Source organism: Pseudomonas sp. PA-5-4B (assembly GCF_021606215.1).
GTDB lineage: Bacteria > Pseudomonadota > Gammaproteobacteria > Pseudomonadales > Pseudomonadaceae > Aquipseudomonas > Aquipseudomonas edaphica.
This window is the reverse complement of the sequence record NZ_WKDB01000105.1, coordinates 1-16429: the sequence shown is the minus strand read 5'-3', so window position 1 is coordinate 16429 and position 16429 is coordinate 1. Positions and strand designations below refer to the sequence as shown.

Sequence of the window (16429 nt, the reverse complement as noted above, 5' to 3'; positions counted from 1 at the left end):
TGAGTATGTCGACCAACGCCGCGGGAAGAGCATTCCTGATTTACTCGCTCAATACTTCCGCCAGCGGTTAATGATGTACGCAAGCGTCTGGCGTTTCTTATGATCCTTCGATAAGTTTTCGGATTCGATCAGCGTCTGATGTCGTCAAAGGGCTATAAACGATCATGCCCAAATCCTGGCGGCCATCCACGGCAAAACCAGAGTATTCCAGCTCGATCAAACCGAGTGTTTCGTGACGTAGGCGTTTGACTCCGTCGCCACGGGCACGCACATCGTTGTTCCGCCACATTGACGCAAATTCGGTGCTTTGTGAGCAAAGCTCTTCAGCTAGCCTGGTGACTTCGGATTGTGCACCTGCACGGATGGAATCTGCCCTGAAAGCGCCGACCACAAACTGGGCCGTTGCCTCCCAGTCAACTTGTCCCGCTCGTATCTTGGGATTACAAAAAATGAGGCGCAGGATATTCCGCTCCTCAATCGGTAATGTCGCGTAGTCAGTAAGCACCACCGCTGCGGCACGATTCCATGCGAGCACATCCCAAGTTGCTGTCTTGATGATCGCCGGGCTCGTTTCAAGAGAGTCTATAAGACGTTGCAACTTGGGCGTCACACCCTCTGGCGGCTTATAAACCGCTTCTGGTGGATGACCGAAAGCAAGCATGAAAAGGTGCTCACGCTCAGAGTCGGTTAACAATAGGCTCTCGGCAATTCTGTTCAACACCTCCGTTGAAGGGCTGCCACCGCGCCCTTGTTCCAGCCATGTATACCAAGTAGGACTAATATTTGCACGCACAGCTACCTCCTCACGGCGTAGCCCCGGAGTGCGGCGTCGGCCTGCCTGGAATCCAAACACAGACGGGTCGAGTCGTGCCCTGCAATCTTTTAAGTAGCGTCCAAGCGTATCGTTCGGCTGCCCAGTCATGCTCATCCTGTTAGTACCTATACCCTGATAATGTACCGGCTTTTACAGGATGTAGCATAAGCGCACGCTATCGACTCACCACATAGAGTTTTCGATCATGCGTATTTTTTTGACAGGTTCCACAGGATTCATAGGCTCGCAGGTCGCGTTAGAGCTAATTGGATCCGGGCATCAGGTTCTGGGAATGACTCGTTCCGAGTCTGGGGCTCGCGCGCTTGCGCAAATGGGTGCGCAAGCACACCAGGGTGACATGGAAGATTTGCAAAGCTTGCAGCGGGGTGCGGGTGAATGTGATGCAGTGATTCATACAGCGTTTGACCATAACTTCGCGAATTTTGCGGAAAACTGTCAGAAGGATCGACGTGCAATTATTGCTCTAGGCTCCGTACTTGAAGGAAGCAACCGCCCGCTTGTAATCACTTCAAGCACTGCAATGGGGTCGGCAGTACCAGGCCAGAAAGCTATCGAAGACTTCTTTAATCCTGAGCATCTGAATCCGAGGGTTGCATCAGAATTGGCAGGGTTGGAGCTATCTCAGCGAGGAGTCAATGTCTCAGTCATGCGCCTGTCTCAGATCCACGACACCAGGAAACAAGGCCTCGTGACGGATCTGGTTGAGTTAGCTCGCAAGACTGGAGTATGTGCGTACATCGAAGGCACGTTTAACAACTGGTCGGCGACGCATATCAAGGACACCGCACGGCTATTTTGCTTAGCATTAGAAAAGGGTGAGCCAGGGTCGCGCTATCACGCTACCGCTGAGGAGGCTATTTCGTTCAAAAGCATCGCGCAGACAATTGCCCAAACATTGGGGGTTCCCGTCGGCGCTGTAAGAGCTGAAGAGGCATTGGCTCATTTTGGTTGGCTTACTCCTTTCGTGAGTAAAGATATGTCCGCCTCTAGCGCCAAGACAAGGGAGTGGTTGAATTGGAGTCCCGAGAGTCCGACACTTTTGGCCGATTTGAAAAATATGGCTCACGCTTAAGAACCATTTGAAAATTCTGTTTACTCAGATGAGTAACCATTGATGTGGCAGCAATTGGCCCAGAGTGTGTAAAAACGCGCTGGTGTACTGTCGGCGGTACGCGCCCGGCAATCCCGTCTTGCGTAATGTCATTGCCTGGCAAGCAATGACTGGCGGGGCCATCTTGATGACCTAAGCCCGAACGCCTTAGATAACTGCGAGCATGCCACGAAACGCTTGTGCCTCCATCTCCACGAGACTAGAAGAGGTACTGCCCTCATGCTCCAGCAGGAATCGTTTTACGAGCTGAAATCCAAGGGAATAGCCCAACCATCTCGGGAGGTCGGATGCACCAAAGAACCACGCGTCGTGGCCATAATCCTTGCGACTCCAGTAGCTCGCCGCCATTCCGACATGGCGTCGAATGTGGCTATGGTGGCCACTATGGCTTGGAGAACTGACGAGTGTCGGATTTCTGCTGGGTGCAAGCCTCACTATTGTTGGCCTGTTGGTAGTGAATCTCAGCAAGGCGGGCGCACAGACTCAGGAGGAAAGAAGTTATCCGAGACCCGAAAATCGCAAGCAGAAGGTGCAGTGATGAACACCCTCATAGTGTTGGCGCATCCAGAACCACGCTCATTCAACAGCGCCTTGAAAGACGCAGCTGTCAAAACGCTGAGCGAGCTTGGTAATACGCGCATTGCGAACTCGTACTAATCAGCAGCGGCTGCTCTGGAGCGCCTTAAATATTTGTATACGGTAGCCCGTGATAGAGATAACAGCTCGCAGATATAATTCGTTGCATTGCGAAGCGCGAAGACGCCGCCCTTATCCATTTCCCCAATCAGTGCCACCATTTCTTCTGAAGTTAGCGACGCCAGAGTCAACCTACGGCCCCTCAAAAATTCATCCAGAATAGAATGCGCTGACTCTTGGAAATCGGTGGCAAACAATGCCGGAGGCTTCTCAACTGTATTCTCAAAACCTAAAAATGATGCAGCGATTTCTGCCATCCCGCTCATGACAGTGATGTCAAAATTTACGCATAAGAGCCCGATCTGGATCCCGTCAGGATCTCGAAGCACCGCTGTAACCGACCTTAGCTGGCGGCGATCAAAATTCACTTTTCTATAAGGACCCGCAACATCCCCCTCGAATGATGCCCCGTCGTTAATATCCGTCAATGAACTGTCGCCGACCCGCCGCTGAGAGAACACATTGAAGATATGTGCGATCTTTCCGGAGGCCAGGTCATGAATAATGACCTCAGCGTGCGGATCCAGGAGCTTCGCAATCGCTTGGGCGCTGCTGATGTAACTATCCAGATGTTTATTCACGGTAAAAATATGCCTCGTAAAAACACAAAACGTCTTCTGAACATAAAATGTATTTTTGTGTTATGGTTATGCTCGCGCTCACTGAATGCGCCCGATTGTAGCGCCATATTCCGTCTAACGGCGGCGAGTAACCGCCAGTCAGCCGGGTAAGCGCAACGCCAGACTTTCAATAGCCGATGGAGCAATCGATGAATATCTATACTCAAGCGCAAATCATGAGTGCCTTGTGCCCGAGAGACGCTGCTGCGCTGATTGCAGAAGGATTCATTGCCCATGCTAACGGACGGGTGCAGCTACCTCAGGTTCAAAGCTTTCAGTTCCCGGCCAGCAACGGTGACTGCTGCGTGAAGTCGGCTTGGATGCTGGGAGACGAGGTGTTTTCAGTCAGGGTCTCGGCAGGTTTCTACGACAATCCTACGAAGGGTTTTTCCAGTAATGATGGGTTGACGCTGATTTTCTCGGCCTTGACGGGGCAACCCGTCGCTTTGCTTCGGGATGGCGGCTGGCTGACCTCAATGCGTACAGCGCTAGCGGGGCAAATCGTGGCGAGGGCTATGGCGCCTTCACAGGTGAGAGGCATCGGTGTGGTTGGTACCGGCGACCAGGCACGCATGCAACTGGAACACCTGATGCCGGTCACGGCATGTCGACGCTTGACGGTTTACGGGCGTAACCGGCAAGGCTTGGAACAATACTGTGAATTTGCCGAAGCTTTAGGCTTTGATGTCGTTGCTACCCAAGATGCAAAGGACGTTGCGACCAACTCCAACCTGATCATCACGGCTACATCCTCTCGCGAAGCCATCATCGCGAATGAATGGGTCAACCCTGGGACACACATCACTGCTATTGGCGCAGACAGCCTTGGCAAGCAAGAGCTGGATGTGCGCCTGGTTGCACGTGCCGATTTGATTGTCGTGGACTCAATAGAGCAATGCTGCCAATTCGGTGAGATTTCAGGAGCCTTCAAATCCGGCCTGATCGACAAAGGCAGCCTTGTAGCACTCGGCAGCGTATTGAGCGGTCACGCCATCGGACGACAGGACGACACGCAGATTACCATTGCAGACCTTACAGGCTTAGGCGTGCAGGATGCTCAGATTGCGAAAAGCGCCGTGGCATCATTAGCGCACTAATGGATAGCGAAGCGATTAGACGGGGTTTAAATGATGAAGCTTGACCCATCAGGAGTCAGCAAGACCCCGGTGATTCAATGGGAGGCCCATGCGTGCTTGCCATTGGTTCCCGGACAGGATATGTCCCGCCTGAACAGGTATCGAGAAGCCGGCTTCCATCACGTGTCGATCAACGTTGGCATGGACATGACCCCATTTGAAACCGTGATGCGGACGATGGCGGGGTTTAGAAGCTGGCTGGCTCACCACCCTGAAGACTTTGTCCTGGTGACCACCGTTGACGATATCTACCAGGCGCATAAGTATCGAAAGCTCGCGGTCTCCTTTGACCTCGAAGGTTCGAATATGCTGCTACAGGATCCGGCGATGGTGGACCTGTTCGCAAGCTTGGGGGTTCGCCAAATGTTGCTTGCCTACAACCGCGACAACAGTTGCGCTGGCGGCTGCCATGGAGCAAGTACCGGATTGACCCCCCTGGGACGCAAGATCGTACAGGGTATTAATACAGCGGGAATTATTATCGACTGTTCGCACGCCAGCAAAAGCGCCAGTCTTGAAATTATGGAAATTTCACAGCTCCCCGCGATTTTTTCTCACACCAACGTTAAAGCGGTATTTGATCACCCGCGAACAATCGACGACGAACAAATATTCGCCTGTGCCGCTCAAGGTGGAGTGATCGGGCTGACAGGTTTAGGCATATTCTTGGGCGACCCATCCGCATCTATAGACGCTTACATTCGACAAATCGACTATCTGGCAGAGCGCATCGGGACGAGCCATATTGGCATAGGCCTGGATACCGAGTTGTACCCTGAGCATAAAGATTTGCCAGAAGGTGAAAAAGAGGAAGACTGGTGGCCGATTGAGCACTATGGCCAAATGAACGGACATGTTCAGTTGCAGCCAGAGACACTGGGTGAGGTTGCACAACAATTAACGCGCTTGGGTTATTCAGAGGCGGATATCCAAGCGATCTACGGCAATAATTTCATGCGTATTGCAAAGGCAACCTGGCCAGGATCGAAAGCGGTAACTTGAATCGCTCCCCGTTAATTGAGCACGCGGTCATGAAAGCGCACCCAGCAAGTCGAATGACACCGATTGACTCTTGCCTCATTTGATCAATTGAATGTGCAATTCAACGCGCTACAGAAGCGTGCAGCCGTTCCAGGCTGTCAATCGAGTGCTGGCGCAGGCGCGCACCGGCCAGTACTGAGTCTGAATCCACTATCGCCTTGAAGATTGCCTGGTGCTCGCCTAGCGAGATATGTATGGAGCGCGGTGTGTGTCGCAACGAGTAGCTTCTGAACAGCTTGAGTTGCACGACCAAACGACGGTAAGTGTCGTATAGCGCTTCATTGGTCGTGAACCGGGCGAGCAGATCGTGAAACTCGAAGTTCAGGATAATGTAGGCCGATATATCCTCTCGTTGGACAGCGTCAGCCATGCTATCGAGCACTCGGCTGATGTTAGTGGAAGCCTGCGGCGTTAGATTTTGAGTGACCAATTCGCCAATCAGACTTTCGAGCGAAATTCGGACCTGATAGATCTGGACGGCCTGGCTCAAGTCAAGCTGGCGCACACGAACCCCGCAATTCTTCTCGAAAATCACCAAGCCTCGCTCTTCCAGCATGCGAAATGCCTCGCGCACCGGCCCCCTGGAAATCCCCAAGTCATTGGCAATTGCCGCTTCGCGTAACGGATCGCCAGGCGCTAGTTCGCCGGTGGCAATACGCTGCTCAAGGCGTTCATGCGCCAACGTCGTAAGCGACTGGGTACGCAGCAGGGCTATGGCTTCGAGGGAACTCATCAAAAACGTCCAGCTTAGAGATAGGTGGCAGAGCCTAACAAACCTTTAATAGATTTGCATATTGTCAACAATATGCAATAAATGACGCCTAGGATGCCCCTATCCCCGCACACTGTTAAGGACGTCCGACCATGTTTCGAAAGCTTCTGTACACCGGCGTATTGGCGCTTGCTCTTACCGGCACTTCTCTGGTCGCGCAGGCAGAGTCCGTCAAGCTCGCCGTCACTGACCTTGTCGGGCTTGAAGAACTACAGCGCGAATTTGGTCCGTTTAAAGCCGAGTTGGAGCGTGCGAGTGGCTTGAGCATTGATTTTTTGCCTGTTACCAATCGCACTGCCGCCCTGGAAGCTCTTCGCTTTAAAAAAGTAGATTTTATTCTGGCGGGTCCGGCGGAGTACGTGGTGATGCACAAGCGTGCGAATGCCACAGTGGTAGCGGGCTTATATCGACCTAATTACTACTCAATGATCGTGGTTAGAGCCGATAGCCCGCTGTTTTCTCTGCAAGAACTCAAGGGGCAGCGCCTTGGCATGGGGCCGGTCGGCTCGACCTCGCGCTACCTCGGCCCCATGCAGTTACTCGCCGATGCCAACCTCGATCCGCTCAAAGACGTCAGTGTTACTAGCACCAATTTGCGCTTAGCGTGGGAGGGGCTTAAAGGGGGCGACCTGAACGCCATGGGCATGGGGCGCTCGGACTACGAAACCTTTATTGCGCAGGAGCCGCAAGACCAAAGTAATGCCTTCCGGGTACTGGCGCGCAGCGGTGATTTGCCGAGCGATCTGCTGATGGCGGGTGAACATGTCCCCGCCGAAACGATTGCGAGTCTACGCAAGGCGATCGTGGATAACTCGGCAGCGTTGATCAACAGCATCAGCCAAGGTCCCGAGCAAGTGAAACGTTATCAGGGCATGCGCTTTCTCTCCTCTATCGCCGACAAGGACTACAACGTGGTGCGCTCGATGTTTAGCACTGCGGGGTATCCGGAATTTTCTGACTTCATAGGTGAGTGACATGAATGCCTCGGCACATCCGAACATTTTGAACACCGCATTGCGGGTATGTGGCCTGAGCAAGCAGTTTGAAGGCGCTGCCACACCCGTGTGGTCCAATGTTTCCTTTGAAGTCCCCCGGGGTCAGCGGGTCGCCATTGTGGGCGGAAACGGCGCTGGCAAAAGCACCCTGTTACGGTGCTGCATGCGGCTTGTAGAACCAGACAGCGGCAGCGTCGAATTCGCTGGGCAGAGCGTCACTGGCCTGGGCCTGAGGCCGCTAGCCAAAGCGCGCTCGCAGGTGGGCTTTGTGTTTCAAAAACACAATCTGGTCAGCCGCCTTTCGGTGTTGACAAATGTGTTGCACGGCGCAATGGCCTACTCGCGGACGCCGCGTTTGTGGTTCCACTCCATCGCCACGCGCGAACACCGTGACTACGCCATGCATTGCCTGGAGCAAGTTCATCTCGGGCACTTGAGTGGCCGCTATGCCGGCGAACTGTCGGGCGGGCAGTCACAACGAGTGGCCATTGCTCGCGTACTGATGCAAAAACCGAAAATGATCTTTGCCGACGAGCCTGTCGCCAGCCTAGACCCACAAGCGGGAGAGGACGTCATGCAGGTGTTCTCGGAGTTAGTGCGCAGCCAGAACCTGACTTTGGTCTTCGTCACCCATCACCTGGACCACGCCTTGCACTACGCCGACCGCGTACTAGGACTGCGCGACAGCAAGCTGCATCTGGATGCGGTGAGCCAGCAGTTGAGCGTTCAGCAATTGCGAGGCATGTATGAGTGAGAAAACCAAGGCCAGCCTGCCCGCTCGTTTCGAGAGCCCCTCACTGTTTTCAGCCTTGCTGTTCGCGGGTTTTATCGCCTTGTTCTGTTGGTCAGTCTCGGCAGCTGGCCTGTCGTTGCCGCAACTGCTCAGCGGCTTGCCGAACATGGCGAAGATTGCCGGAGAAATGGTGCCACCCGCCACCGACCGCGTAAGCCCAATGCTGGTGGCAGTGTTGGTCACCTTCCAGATGGCGTTGGTCGGTACTGTACTTGGCGTACTGATAAGCCTGCCCCTGGCGGTGCTGATGGCGCGCAATTACACCCCGCATCCGTTGGTGCGCTCCTTCGTTCGCAGCGTGGTGAGCTTTATCCGAACCGTTCCGGATTTGGCATGGGCACTGTTTTTCGTTGCTTCCGTGGGCCTGGGCACCTTTGCCGGCACGCTGACACTGGTAATGGACACTGTGGGCTTTTGCGCGCGCTTTTTTGCCGAGGCCATTGAGGAGGTTGATGACGGGGCGCCCGAAGCATTGACCGCCATCGGCGCGCCGCGCGCTTCGATAGTGGTCTGCGCTGCCCTGCCGATGGCAATGCCGAGCCTTATCAATACCAGCCTGTTCGCCCTTGAAAAATCCGTGCGTGCCTCCGTCGTACTGGGCCTGGTAGGCGCCGGCGGCATTGGTGCGGAACTCGCTACGGCCATGGAAATGTTCCGCTTCGACCAAGCCGCCACCATCATTCTGCTGGTGTTCCTGCTGGTTCTGACGGTGGAAAAACTCTCGTCCCACGCGCGCGTAGCGCTACTCAAAAAACGGCGCTAAACGCCTCATTCGAATTATTCAAAAGGAGTCATCATGAACAGCAATATCTCCATCAATGGGAAATCCTACCGTCAACCTGAACGCCCCGTCGTAGTGGTGTGCATCGATGGAGGAGACCCGGAGTATCTTCACCAGTTTCTGGCAGAGGGGACGGTACCCAATATCCAGCGGTTTGTTGAAGAGGGTTACTCCACGGTAGCCATGGGGTCGATGCCTTCGTTCACTTGCCCAAACAACATGTCGATCATTACTGGAACGCCTGTGGCCAAGCACGGCATATCCGGCAATTACTACCTGGATACCAATACCTGGCAACCGGTCGTAATGACGGGCCCTGAACTGCTGCGCGGCGAAACAATTCTGGCCGGATTTGCCGACTCAGGTGCCAAGGTGGTGACCATTACTGCCAAGGACAAACTGCGCCGCCAACTGGGCAAAGGTCTGGATGTCAGCCAGGGTCATGTGTCGTTCTCATCGGAGTTCGCCGACCGTTGTATGCTTGCGGAAAACGGTATTGAAAACGTATTGGAGTATGTCGGCATGCCCAAGCCGGATATGTACTCAATGGAGCTTTCGCTATTTGTATTGGAAGCGGGGATCAAGTTGCTTCAGGATCGCCGCCCTAACCTGATGTATCTCTCACTGACCGACTTCGTTCAACACAAGTGGGCACCCGATCACGACCAGGCTCGGCAGTTCTATCAAGCATTGGACGATGCTTTCGGCCGGCTGGCAAACGAAGACATTGTGTTGGGACTGATTGCCGACCACGGCATGAGTGACAAAAGCAACGAAGACGATGAACCGAATGTGATCTGGCTACAAGATATTCTCGATGCAGAATTTGGAGAAGGCGAAACCACAGTGATCTGTCCCATCACCGATGCATTTGTTGCCCACCACGGTGCATTGGGCGGGTTTGTGCGGGTCTGGACACGAGGCAATGTCAGCGTTCAAGCGGTCATTGACCGAGTAGCGGCTATCGACGGGGTTGATCTTTCCCTGGATAAGAAAACCGCATGCCGACTGTTCGAGCTGCCGGAAGATCGCGAGGCGGATGTGGTCGTGGTGTCGAGAAAAGATGTCTGCATCGGCAGCTCTGCCAAGCTGCATGACCTGGAGGGCTTGAAAGGCAACCGCCTACGAACCCATGGCGGCGTCTCAGAAACGCGGGTTCCATTCATTCTTAACCGACCATTGAATGCAGAATACCGTCAGCAAGTCGCTTGCAGCGAAATCAAGAGCTACCAAATTTTCGACTTTGCTATTAATGGCACGCAGTAGTCACTGCGGATTGACCGGTGTGTCAATTAGCTTGATGACACACCTTCTTCCCGCTTTAAAACTCCCAAGCGGTATGTGAACGTCCGCTTTTTGCTGTGGCTGAGAGTCCGCTATTGGCCGATTTCTGCCTGTCGCGACCGGTTGAAACCGATATCGTCGCGACGATTCAGCCACAAAATTTTCAGCTTTTACGCAATGCGCCTCCTCTTTTGCTGTCTGTAACCCTGACTCCGCAAAAGGAAAGGCTTCATGTCGATACGCCCTCTGCTCTGCCTGCTTGCATTGCCGTTGTTCGCAGGCTGCCAGTTTTTGCCCCATACCAACTACTTTACCGCGCCCGAAAACGAGCCCAACCCTGCCTGGGTACGTATCGTCGACTACACGCAGCACGCCGAAATTTACCAATACGAAAACGGCAAACGTTCGGGCGGCGCCGTTCGCACCGGCCCCCTGCCGTTCACCCACACACAGGACGTGGGCATGCCAAAGGCAGGGCAAGACCTTACATGGGACTATTACGAAACGCAGATCCGACCCGGTATCGAAACGCAAGTGGATCTATTCTGGGAGGGGACACGCACTCGTTCCTGCTATGTCTCGACTAAGTTCACGCCCCAAGCCGGACGCTATTACCAGTTCAGGCTGACATCCGGCTCATCAGGCAACTGTAGGTTATACGCATCACTGATCGAGCGCGACAAGGAAGGAAGCGGTTGGCATCTCACGCCAAACCCGCAGGTGACCTATAACGGCGATGGACCGACGGCCAAAACCCATTACGAGAACAGCCGCTTTGAGAACCCCAATTATCGTCCACCCGCGGATCTCTATCCGGGGATAGACGTTTACTAAACAGGTAAACGACTACAAGGAATCGTTGATTGGCTAGCGCAAAATACTTCCGAATGATCGGTGAGCGAGCCTCAGAGGATCTGTTTGCATGGTCGGCATTTGTCGTGCAAACAGAATTCCTATGGCAAGACACGGCGTCAGTCCAGGACGCCGTCGCTTGGCAGCGTGTTTGGTTCGAGCTGGAAATACTCAACGGGCTTGCATTGGCGCAATGGGAGGATGAGGGAAAGCCTGATAACTGGTCGTGCCGCTGGAACGCCGACTATCGACAAGAAGCGGCGGTCCTGGCGAATGAGTTGTTGGAGCTGCTGTGCGATGCAGTCTGTTCAAAACATGCCGAATAGAAACTCGGCTGCTCAATGAACCTTTGTCTTTGGGGACTTGTCATTACGAAAATGGGCATGACCCGGTATATCCGGCTAGACCTGTCGCAAGGTGAGTATATGGAAGACATAGATGATTTTAGATTTAGATGCCACGAGCTACTAGTTGAGCTTGATGCCGCCAATACCAAAATGATGATGATGGTGGTCTCGAAGAGAGTTTCAGGGCCTGATTGGGATGAGGAAGTCAAAAAGCATCATGAAGCATACAAGGCCTGGAACTCTTTTCTTCATCCCGTTACCGTCCCTCCAGACGATCAGCATTAGTTCTTATTAAGTGGCCAGAAGGTTCCCGAACAATGGGGCTGGGCACGACCAAGTGTTGTAAATGCTTCTATCGTATCGGGCCGGAATCAGTCTGGGGTATCGCCATTGCCAGCTTTGAGTCGAAAGCGGCTTTTAGTAAATGGCGGCTAATGGCCCAGAGTGTGTAAAAACGCTTCACCAAAATTTAAGTGTCCGCGTCTACGTCAAATCTGAAATTTATCGGTACGTCAGCAGATGTGGATTTTGCGTAGAAACGCGATTTTCGGTTCGGTTTTGAGTACCTGTCGCGCTCAAAAACGTTTTTCCACAGCCTCGGCCAAAAGCAGCCATTCATAATCCCTTAAGGTATAGGGATGCTAACCTCGCTAGGCCAAACTGAGGCAAGGCACCTGAGAGATTCCGGGGATCAAAAAATGGAAGAAACACTCTCCTCTACATTTATGCGCACCAAAGGGAAGCCCATAAGTTTCAATGGAAAAACTATCGTTGCGATAATGGAGATCAAGATCACAGAACCCAGAACCGTCTTTTCAGTTCGTCGATTGGGCGCTACGAACGGTCGAGTGCAAGGATTGGCATTAAAGATGATGGGCGGGCAAATCGTCGTCGAAGGCTCTGGCAACGGCTGTCCCGAAATAGTTTTGTGGTCTGATACCAGTCCCGATGCTTTGGAGATAGAAGTGTTTTCTAAAGGTGGAAACGTTCTAAAAATCTGGAACGTCTGGAAGAGCGCTTTTGGCATGAATGCATGGGTTGGCAATGCTGGAATTCACGTCCACGGGACCGATGGCACGATGACGTTGGAATGTAGCGACGGGGTGGGTGATGTCGACTTCTCCGATTATGTGGTTGTTGTGGAAAAACGATAATGCACGGAGTTATGTCGGCTTTGGGTCGACTCCCGCCCATAGTGAACGGCGGAGGTCGTTCAAACCCCTAGCCAAATACACTGTCGCGAAGATCGCACTCAAAAATTTTGGTGCAAGTGTGCAGCCAAGGAAAAGGGAGGATTCATGAGTCTTGATCTGTGCTTGGAAGCTGATAGTACGCTCACAATTTCGACGCTGAGCAAGGCAGTTGCGAATGCCGGTGCTTGGGAAATAGAGGTCGCAGGAAATGGGCTATACGCTGAATTTACCTCGGGACTTAAATTGAGTACCAATGACGTACTCGATGCCCCTACGATTTATGCTGAGAATACAATGGGTATCGACTTCCCTGTCGCTGTGCGTTGCACCATCAGAATTAAAGGGCCCGAACCAGAGGGGGAGTCGGCTATGGAAGATCTGAATAAAATCGCTCGGTCCATATCTCAGTCGTGTTCGGCTTTCTTTCTTATTAGCTTTCAGTTCGAAAAAACCTTGTACTGGCGGGATGCGACAGGGCTGCATCGTCCTTGAGGTAGGTGCCTGCGCGTCCTCTTTCAGACATTTCCGAATGGTGTTTTTTCGGACGAAAACGCCCCTGAATTGAGGAGCTGCTTTTGGCCGATCTCTGACTGTCGCCACCGTCAGCTTTGGGTCGGAAGCAGTCAGTCGCATGTACCAAATACTTGGGCCAATTCACCCTAAAGAGTTCAATGCCGACTCCCTCAATACCGTGCGACGCCTTTATGGCTTCATTGCGCCGACTCACAGGCCTTCAACGGCTCCTTCGGGTGCAATGCACAGATGTCGAAACCGTCACGCCGGGTATAGCCCGCACGCTTCATACATACAAATCGCTGGGCCATCTCTTGGAAGCTGGCATTAGGATCGATGCCGGAGCCATTTTTCTCACCGCAAGCTAGCATGGACGCCAAGACATCATTCCTGCTCGCTCCCGGCTTCTCCCATAAGTCAGCATCAGCCGTAGGGGGCTGAAAAGGCTCGCTGAAACATGCGGTGACGAGGGGGCAAATCAACAGCGCAAATGCCACATTTTTGAGCCACATGATCAATCTCCTTATTTTCTGGTGCTGACGGGCATCAGCGCGGGCTCGCCTTCCGGCTAATAATCTTGCACAGGCTCGTGTATCACTTTCATAACAGCTGTGCATAGTCGTGACACCGATGAAGATGTTACCTGACTCCTTTAACAAGCTACTGCCCTCAGGTAGCACGCTGAATCGTCCAAAATTTCGTAGGGACGACTGACCGCTTTTGGCCGGTTAGCGACGGCCTGACTTCGACCGTCGCTATGCATGATCAAACCTCAGTCTGTTCCGCCATCTCCAGGGCGTCATCGACCTCAATACCCAGATATCGAACAGTGCTCTCCAGCTTCGTATGGCCGAGCAGCAACTGAACCGCCCGTAGGTTCTTCGTTCTGCGATAGATTAGTGATGCCTTCGTACGTCTCATTGTGTGAGTGCCATACATGGCTGGATCAAGGCCTACGGCTTTCACCCAGCCTTTGACGATACGAGCGTATTGACGAGTGGATAGATGGTCTGAGGTATGTAGCCGGCTAGGAAAAAGGCAGTCCTCGCTGCGAAGTTGTGCCTGATGTATCCAGGCCACGAGAGCTGACCGTGTTTGCTCAGTGATCTCAAACTGCACTGGTCGCTGCGTTTTCTGCTGCATCACCATGGCTCGTGATGATACGTGCTCGCCATGGGCGACATCGCGCACGCGGAGCTTGGTTAAGTCGCAGGCTCGAAGCTTACTGTCGATGGCCAGATCGAAGAGAGCCAGATCCCGGGTTCTTTCCGCAATTTGAAGCCTTACTCGGATGGCCCAGATATCTCTCAGTCGGAGTGGGGCTTTCTGCCCGACTAGTTTTCCTTTGCTCCAGGGCTGACGGCTGCAGGTAGCGATGATGTTCATGACAAGTCCTCCACGTGTGGAAAGACAAGGATGGCTAATCAGAGCGACGGTCGCTAACCGGCCAAAAGCACACACTCAAGTATCGACTATGCTTGGAGCGATTCAACCCATGCATGCATGACGCATGATCGCCGCTACCAGGTGTATAAAAACGTTTCCATTGAATATTGTCCTGCATCCCACAGATCAGAAGGCCTTGGAACCGAATGAGCAGATCCTCAGCAGATATCGATGGACTGGTTGAGTCGTTGAGTAACCAAACGACCCTCCTTATCACCTCATCCCAGATAGAGGCCTCTGGATCGGCTGATCCGCGTGATAGCTTTGTTCGTCAGCAGTTGAAGCGTGCGGCAGATCTGGTGAGTGGAGCAGCGGCGTTAGGCGCTGCTCGAAATGCCGCCTGCTTGGGGATCTTGAGCCGTAGCTTGCTTGAACAACTGATCACGGTTTCCTGGAGCATTAGATCGGTCGAAAACGCGGAATCTCAGATCGGTGCAGGTCCAGTGGAAATGGCAAAAGCCCTCAGGATCAACTTGAAAGCAGGCACCGCGAAGATCCGAGACCACCATACGGGAGAAGACGTTACAGCTGACTACTTGGCCAATGAGCAGGCAAAGCAGAGCCGCAAACGCAGAAGCGTCGAGGAGCAAGCAAGGGAAGCTGGCATCCTAGACTTGTATACGGTGTTTTACCGATTGTTATCCCTCGAAACGCACGGCCACAATGAGACCCCATCAGAGAAATCCGAAAGTGACAAGCTGTGCGTAATCCACCTTCAAGGCATAGGGGGCATTAGTCGGGCCATTGGCCAAGCGTGCGTTTGGTGGTTAATGCATCGACACTGGCCGGATAACGAGTCCTTACGAGATGTGTTGGGACTAAATGCAAGGGCTTAACGCAGATCGGCTCATGCGACGTGGACCGCGATCATGGTTTCAGGGACCCTTGGCTGCCCGTGATTGGAGGCAGATTTTGATTGGTGAGCTTTCTCGGACTTCAATTTTGGCCACATCTGACTTCAGTCCACAATAGTCCGCATTGTCGTGATCAGACAGCGCCTATTTGAGGCATGCCTTTTCGCCAATCGCGATGCCTATGATGCATAAAGCTACGGCTCGACTATCTTAGGTTGATTAGCGTTTTCTTACCCACAATCGAGAGCACGCCAGTGGAGCACTTAGATCCGTCACTCGACGAAGAAATCATTCCCAATAAGTACGTTGCCTTCTGTGACGTACTCGGTTTTTCTCATGCAGTAGAAAACGCTTTTGAAGAAACCATAAGCCTCTATAAAGAATTCAGCGAGCGCATATCCGATTGGCCGTTCCCTCAGAAAGCTGATGTATCTATGTACTCGGATTCGATTCTCATCGTGTGCGATGAGTTACCTCCGTTGCTCTACGCTGTACAAGGCCTTTGGTTTGCGACTCTCACTCAGAATTGGTTGATTAGAGGCGGCATCGCCTATGGCAAGTATTGGGAAGACAGGACCAACGGTAATCTATTTGTCGTCAGTGATGCTTTGGTGAAGGCTGTACGGCTCGAATCTACTGTAAAGGTTCCTGCCGTCGTGTTATCACCTGAAGTTGAAGTACCGCTGGGTATGTGGGCAGCTCGACTTTCTCACGGGCCGTACATGGCTCCACTTTTGCACCATGATGGATTTAATCTCGTCAATCCGTTCAACATTGCATGGTTCATGTCCGCAAAAAACCGAGTCCAGCAATTGAAAGTCCGATTTCCACAGCATTCTGATAAATATGACTGGTTCCTGAGTCTGGCAGATCAAGTGGGCGCTAACGAACCTCTGATCCCGCAATCAGTGTTAGACGAGATAATTGCCAAGCGCATTATTGCTCCCCTCTAGAAAGATGAATCCGTTTAGAACGGGTGATAGAGCACCGGCGCATCGTTGAAATGATGCAAGCCGCGCTCAATCACGCAGCGTCACTTAGCTTCGCTATTACCAAACGGTAGTTCGCTGACTTCCCTCCTTCCATCCGGCCGCTCCTGGCCGAACGCCGCCCTCCCCAACAACCCGCTACCAAACAAACGCAGACACATTCATCATTCC

The 16429-nt window shown here is 52.9% G+C and carries 20 protein-coding genes; 14 read left to right on the top strand and 6 right to left on the bottom strand.

The window, feature by feature from the left end; genetic code table 11:
* Positions 1–97 precede the first annotated feature (97 nt).
* The gene (locus tag GIW28_RS29275; RefSeq protein ID WP_236447428.1) at positions 98–922 is read right to left on the bottom strand and encodes a helix-turn-helix transcriptional regulator; all 825 of its coding nucleotides are present in this window, start codon (positions 920–922) and stop codon (positions 98–100) included.
* A 97-nt stretch (positions 923–1019) separates the two neighbouring features.
* Between GIW28_RS29275 and GIW28_RS29270 the strand changes: the two genes are divergently transcribed.
* Entirely contained in the window at positions 1020–1907 is an 888-nt protein-coding gene (locus GIW28_RS29270) for an SDR family oxidoreductase (RefSeq protein WP_236447429.1), read from the top strand.
* 186 nt (positions 1908–2093) lie between these two features.
* Here GIW28_RS29270 and GIW28_RS29265 read toward each other — a convergent pair whose 3' ends face one another.
* Both GIW28_RS29265 and GIW28_RS29255 read right to left on the bottom strand, forming a co-directional pair.
* A complete protein-coding gene (locus GIW28_RS29265) occupies positions 2094–2294 on the bottom strand; it encodes a DUF2268 domain-containing putative Zn-dependent protease (protein WP_236447430.1) in 201 nt (66 codons plus the stop codon).
* Between the two features lie 305 nt (positions 2295–2599).
* Entirely contained in the window at positions 2600–3223 is a 624-nt protein-coding gene (locus GIW28_RS29255) for a helix-turn-helix transcriptional regulator (protein ID WP_236447431.1), read from the bottom strand.
* A gap of 188 nt (positions 3224–3411) precedes the next feature.
* On the opposite strand from GIW28_RS29255, the gene GIW28_RS29250 reads away from it, so the two are divergent.
* The gene (locus GIW28_RS29250) at positions 3412–4359 is read left to right on the top strand and encodes an ornithine cyclodeaminase family protein (protein WP_236447432.1); all 948 of its coding nucleotides are present in this window, start codon (positions 3412–3414) and stop codon (positions 4357–4359) included.
* A 30-nt stretch (positions 4360–4389) separates the two neighbouring features.
* On the top strand, positions 4390–5400 hold the full coding sequence (locus GIW28_RS29245) for a membrane dipeptidase (protein WP_236447433.1): 1011 nt from the start codon (positions 4390–4392) through the stop codon (positions 5398–5400).
* A gap of 100 nt (positions 5401–5500) precedes the next feature.
* On the opposite strand, the gene GIW28_RS29240 is transcribed toward GIW28_RS29245, so the two are convergent.
* On the bottom strand, positions 5501–6172 hold the full coding sequence (locus tag GIW28_RS29240; RefSeq protein ID WP_236447434.1) for an FCD domain-containing protein: 672 nt from the start codon (positions 6170–6172) through the stop codon (positions 5501–5503).
* Positions 6173–6303: 131 nt separating this feature from the next.
* On the opposite strand from GIW28_RS29240, the gene GIW28_RS29235 reads away from it, so the two are divergent.
* The 9 genes from GIW28_RS29235 to GIW28_RS29195 all read left to right on the top strand — a co-directional run bounded on the left by GIW28_RS29235 (position 6304) and on the right by GIW28_RS29195 (position 12948).
* Positions 6304–7185 carry a PhnD/SsuA/transferrin family substrate-binding protein gene (locus GIW28_RS29235; protein ID WP_236447435.1) on the top strand — a complete coding sequence of 294 codons (882 nt, stop codon included), beginning with the start codon at positions 6304–6306 and terminating at the stop codon, positions 7183–7185.
* Position 7186: 1 nt separating this feature from the next.
* Positions 7187–7960: a phosphonate ABC transporter ATP-binding protein gene (locus GIW28_RS29230; protein ID WP_236447436.1), complete on the top strand. Its 774-nt coding sequence runs from the start codon at positions 7187–7189 to the stop codon at positions 7958–7960.
* The gene (gene phnE, locus GIW28_RS29225) at positions 7953–8762 is read left to right on the top strand and encodes a phosphonate ABC transporter, permease protein PhnE (RefSeq protein WP_236447437.1); all 810 of its coding nucleotides are present in this window, start codon (positions 7953–7955) and stop codon (positions 8760–8762) included. The genes GIW28_RS29230 and phnE overlap by 8 nt, the downstream gene beginning before the upstream one ends.
* A 33-nt stretch (positions 8763–8795) precedes the next feature.
* The gene (phnA, locus tag GIW28_RS29220; protein WP_236459066.1) at positions 8796–10046 is read left to right on the top strand and encodes a phosphonoacetate hydrolase; all 1251 of its coding nucleotides are present in this window, start codon (positions 8796–8798) and stop codon (positions 10044–10046) included.
* A 249-nt stretch (positions 10047–10295) separates the two neighbouring features.
* Entirely contained in the window at positions 10296–10898 is a 603-nt protein-coding gene (locus GIW28_RS29215; RefSeq protein WP_015371108.1) for a hypothetical protein, read from the top strand.
* A gap of 29 nt (positions 10899–10927) precedes the next feature.
* A complete protein-coding gene (locus tag GIW28_RS29210) occupies positions 10928–11242 on the top strand; it encodes a hypothetical protein (RefSeq protein ID WP_015371109.1) in 315 nt (104 codons plus the stop codon).
* A 99-nt stretch (positions 11243–11341) separates the two neighbouring features.
* Positions 11342–11548: a hypothetical protein gene (locus GIW28_RS29205; RefSeq protein ID WP_032883549.1), complete on the top strand. Its 207-nt coding sequence runs from the start codon at positions 11342–11344 to the stop codon at positions 11546–11548.
* 413 nt (positions 11549–11961) lie between these two features.
* A complete protein-coding gene (locus GIW28_RS29200; RefSeq protein WP_174556999.1) occupies positions 11962–12417 on the top strand; it encodes a hypothetical protein in 456 nt (151 codons plus the stop codon).
* Between the two features lie 144 nt (positions 12418–12561).
* On the top strand, positions 12562–12948 hold the full coding sequence (locus GIW28_RS29195; protein WP_017530034.1) for a hypothetical protein: 387 nt from the start codon (positions 12562–12564) through the stop codon (positions 12946–12948).
* 218 nt (positions 12949–13166) lie between these two features.
* Here GIW28_RS29195 and GIW28_RS29190 read toward each other — a convergent pair whose 3' ends face one another.
* Both GIW28_RS29190 and GIW28_RS29185 read right to left on the bottom strand, forming a co-directional pair.
* Positions 13167–13481, bottom strand: coding sequence for a hypothetical protein (locus GIW28_RS29190; protein WP_017530066.1), 315 nt, complete (start codon positions 13479–13481; stop codon positions 13167–13169).
* Positions 13482–13734: 253 nt separating this feature from the next.
* The gene (locus GIW28_RS29185) at positions 13735–14355 is read right to left on the bottom strand and encodes a tyrosine-type recombinase/integrase (RefSeq protein WP_236459067.1); all 621 of its coding nucleotides are present in this window, start codon (positions 14353–14355) and stop codon (positions 13735–13737) included.
* A gap of 206 nt (positions 14356–14561) precedes the next feature.
* On the opposite strand from GIW28_RS29185, the gene GIW28_RS29180 reads away from it, so the two are divergent.
* Both GIW28_RS29180 and GIW28_RS29175 read left to right on the top strand, forming a co-directional pair.
* Positions 14562–15251: a DUF5677 domain-containing protein gene (locus GIW28_RS29180; protein WP_236448218.1), complete on the top strand. Its 690-nt coding sequence runs from the start codon at positions 14562–14564 to the stop codon at positions 15249–15251.
* Between the two features lie 272 nt (positions 15252–15523).
* Positions 15524–16222, top strand: a complete 699-nt coding sequence (locus tag GIW28_RS29175; RefSeq protein WP_236448217.1) for a hypothetical protein — start codon at positions 15524–15526, stop codon at positions 16220–16222.
* Positions 16223–16429: the final 207 nt, after the last annotated feature.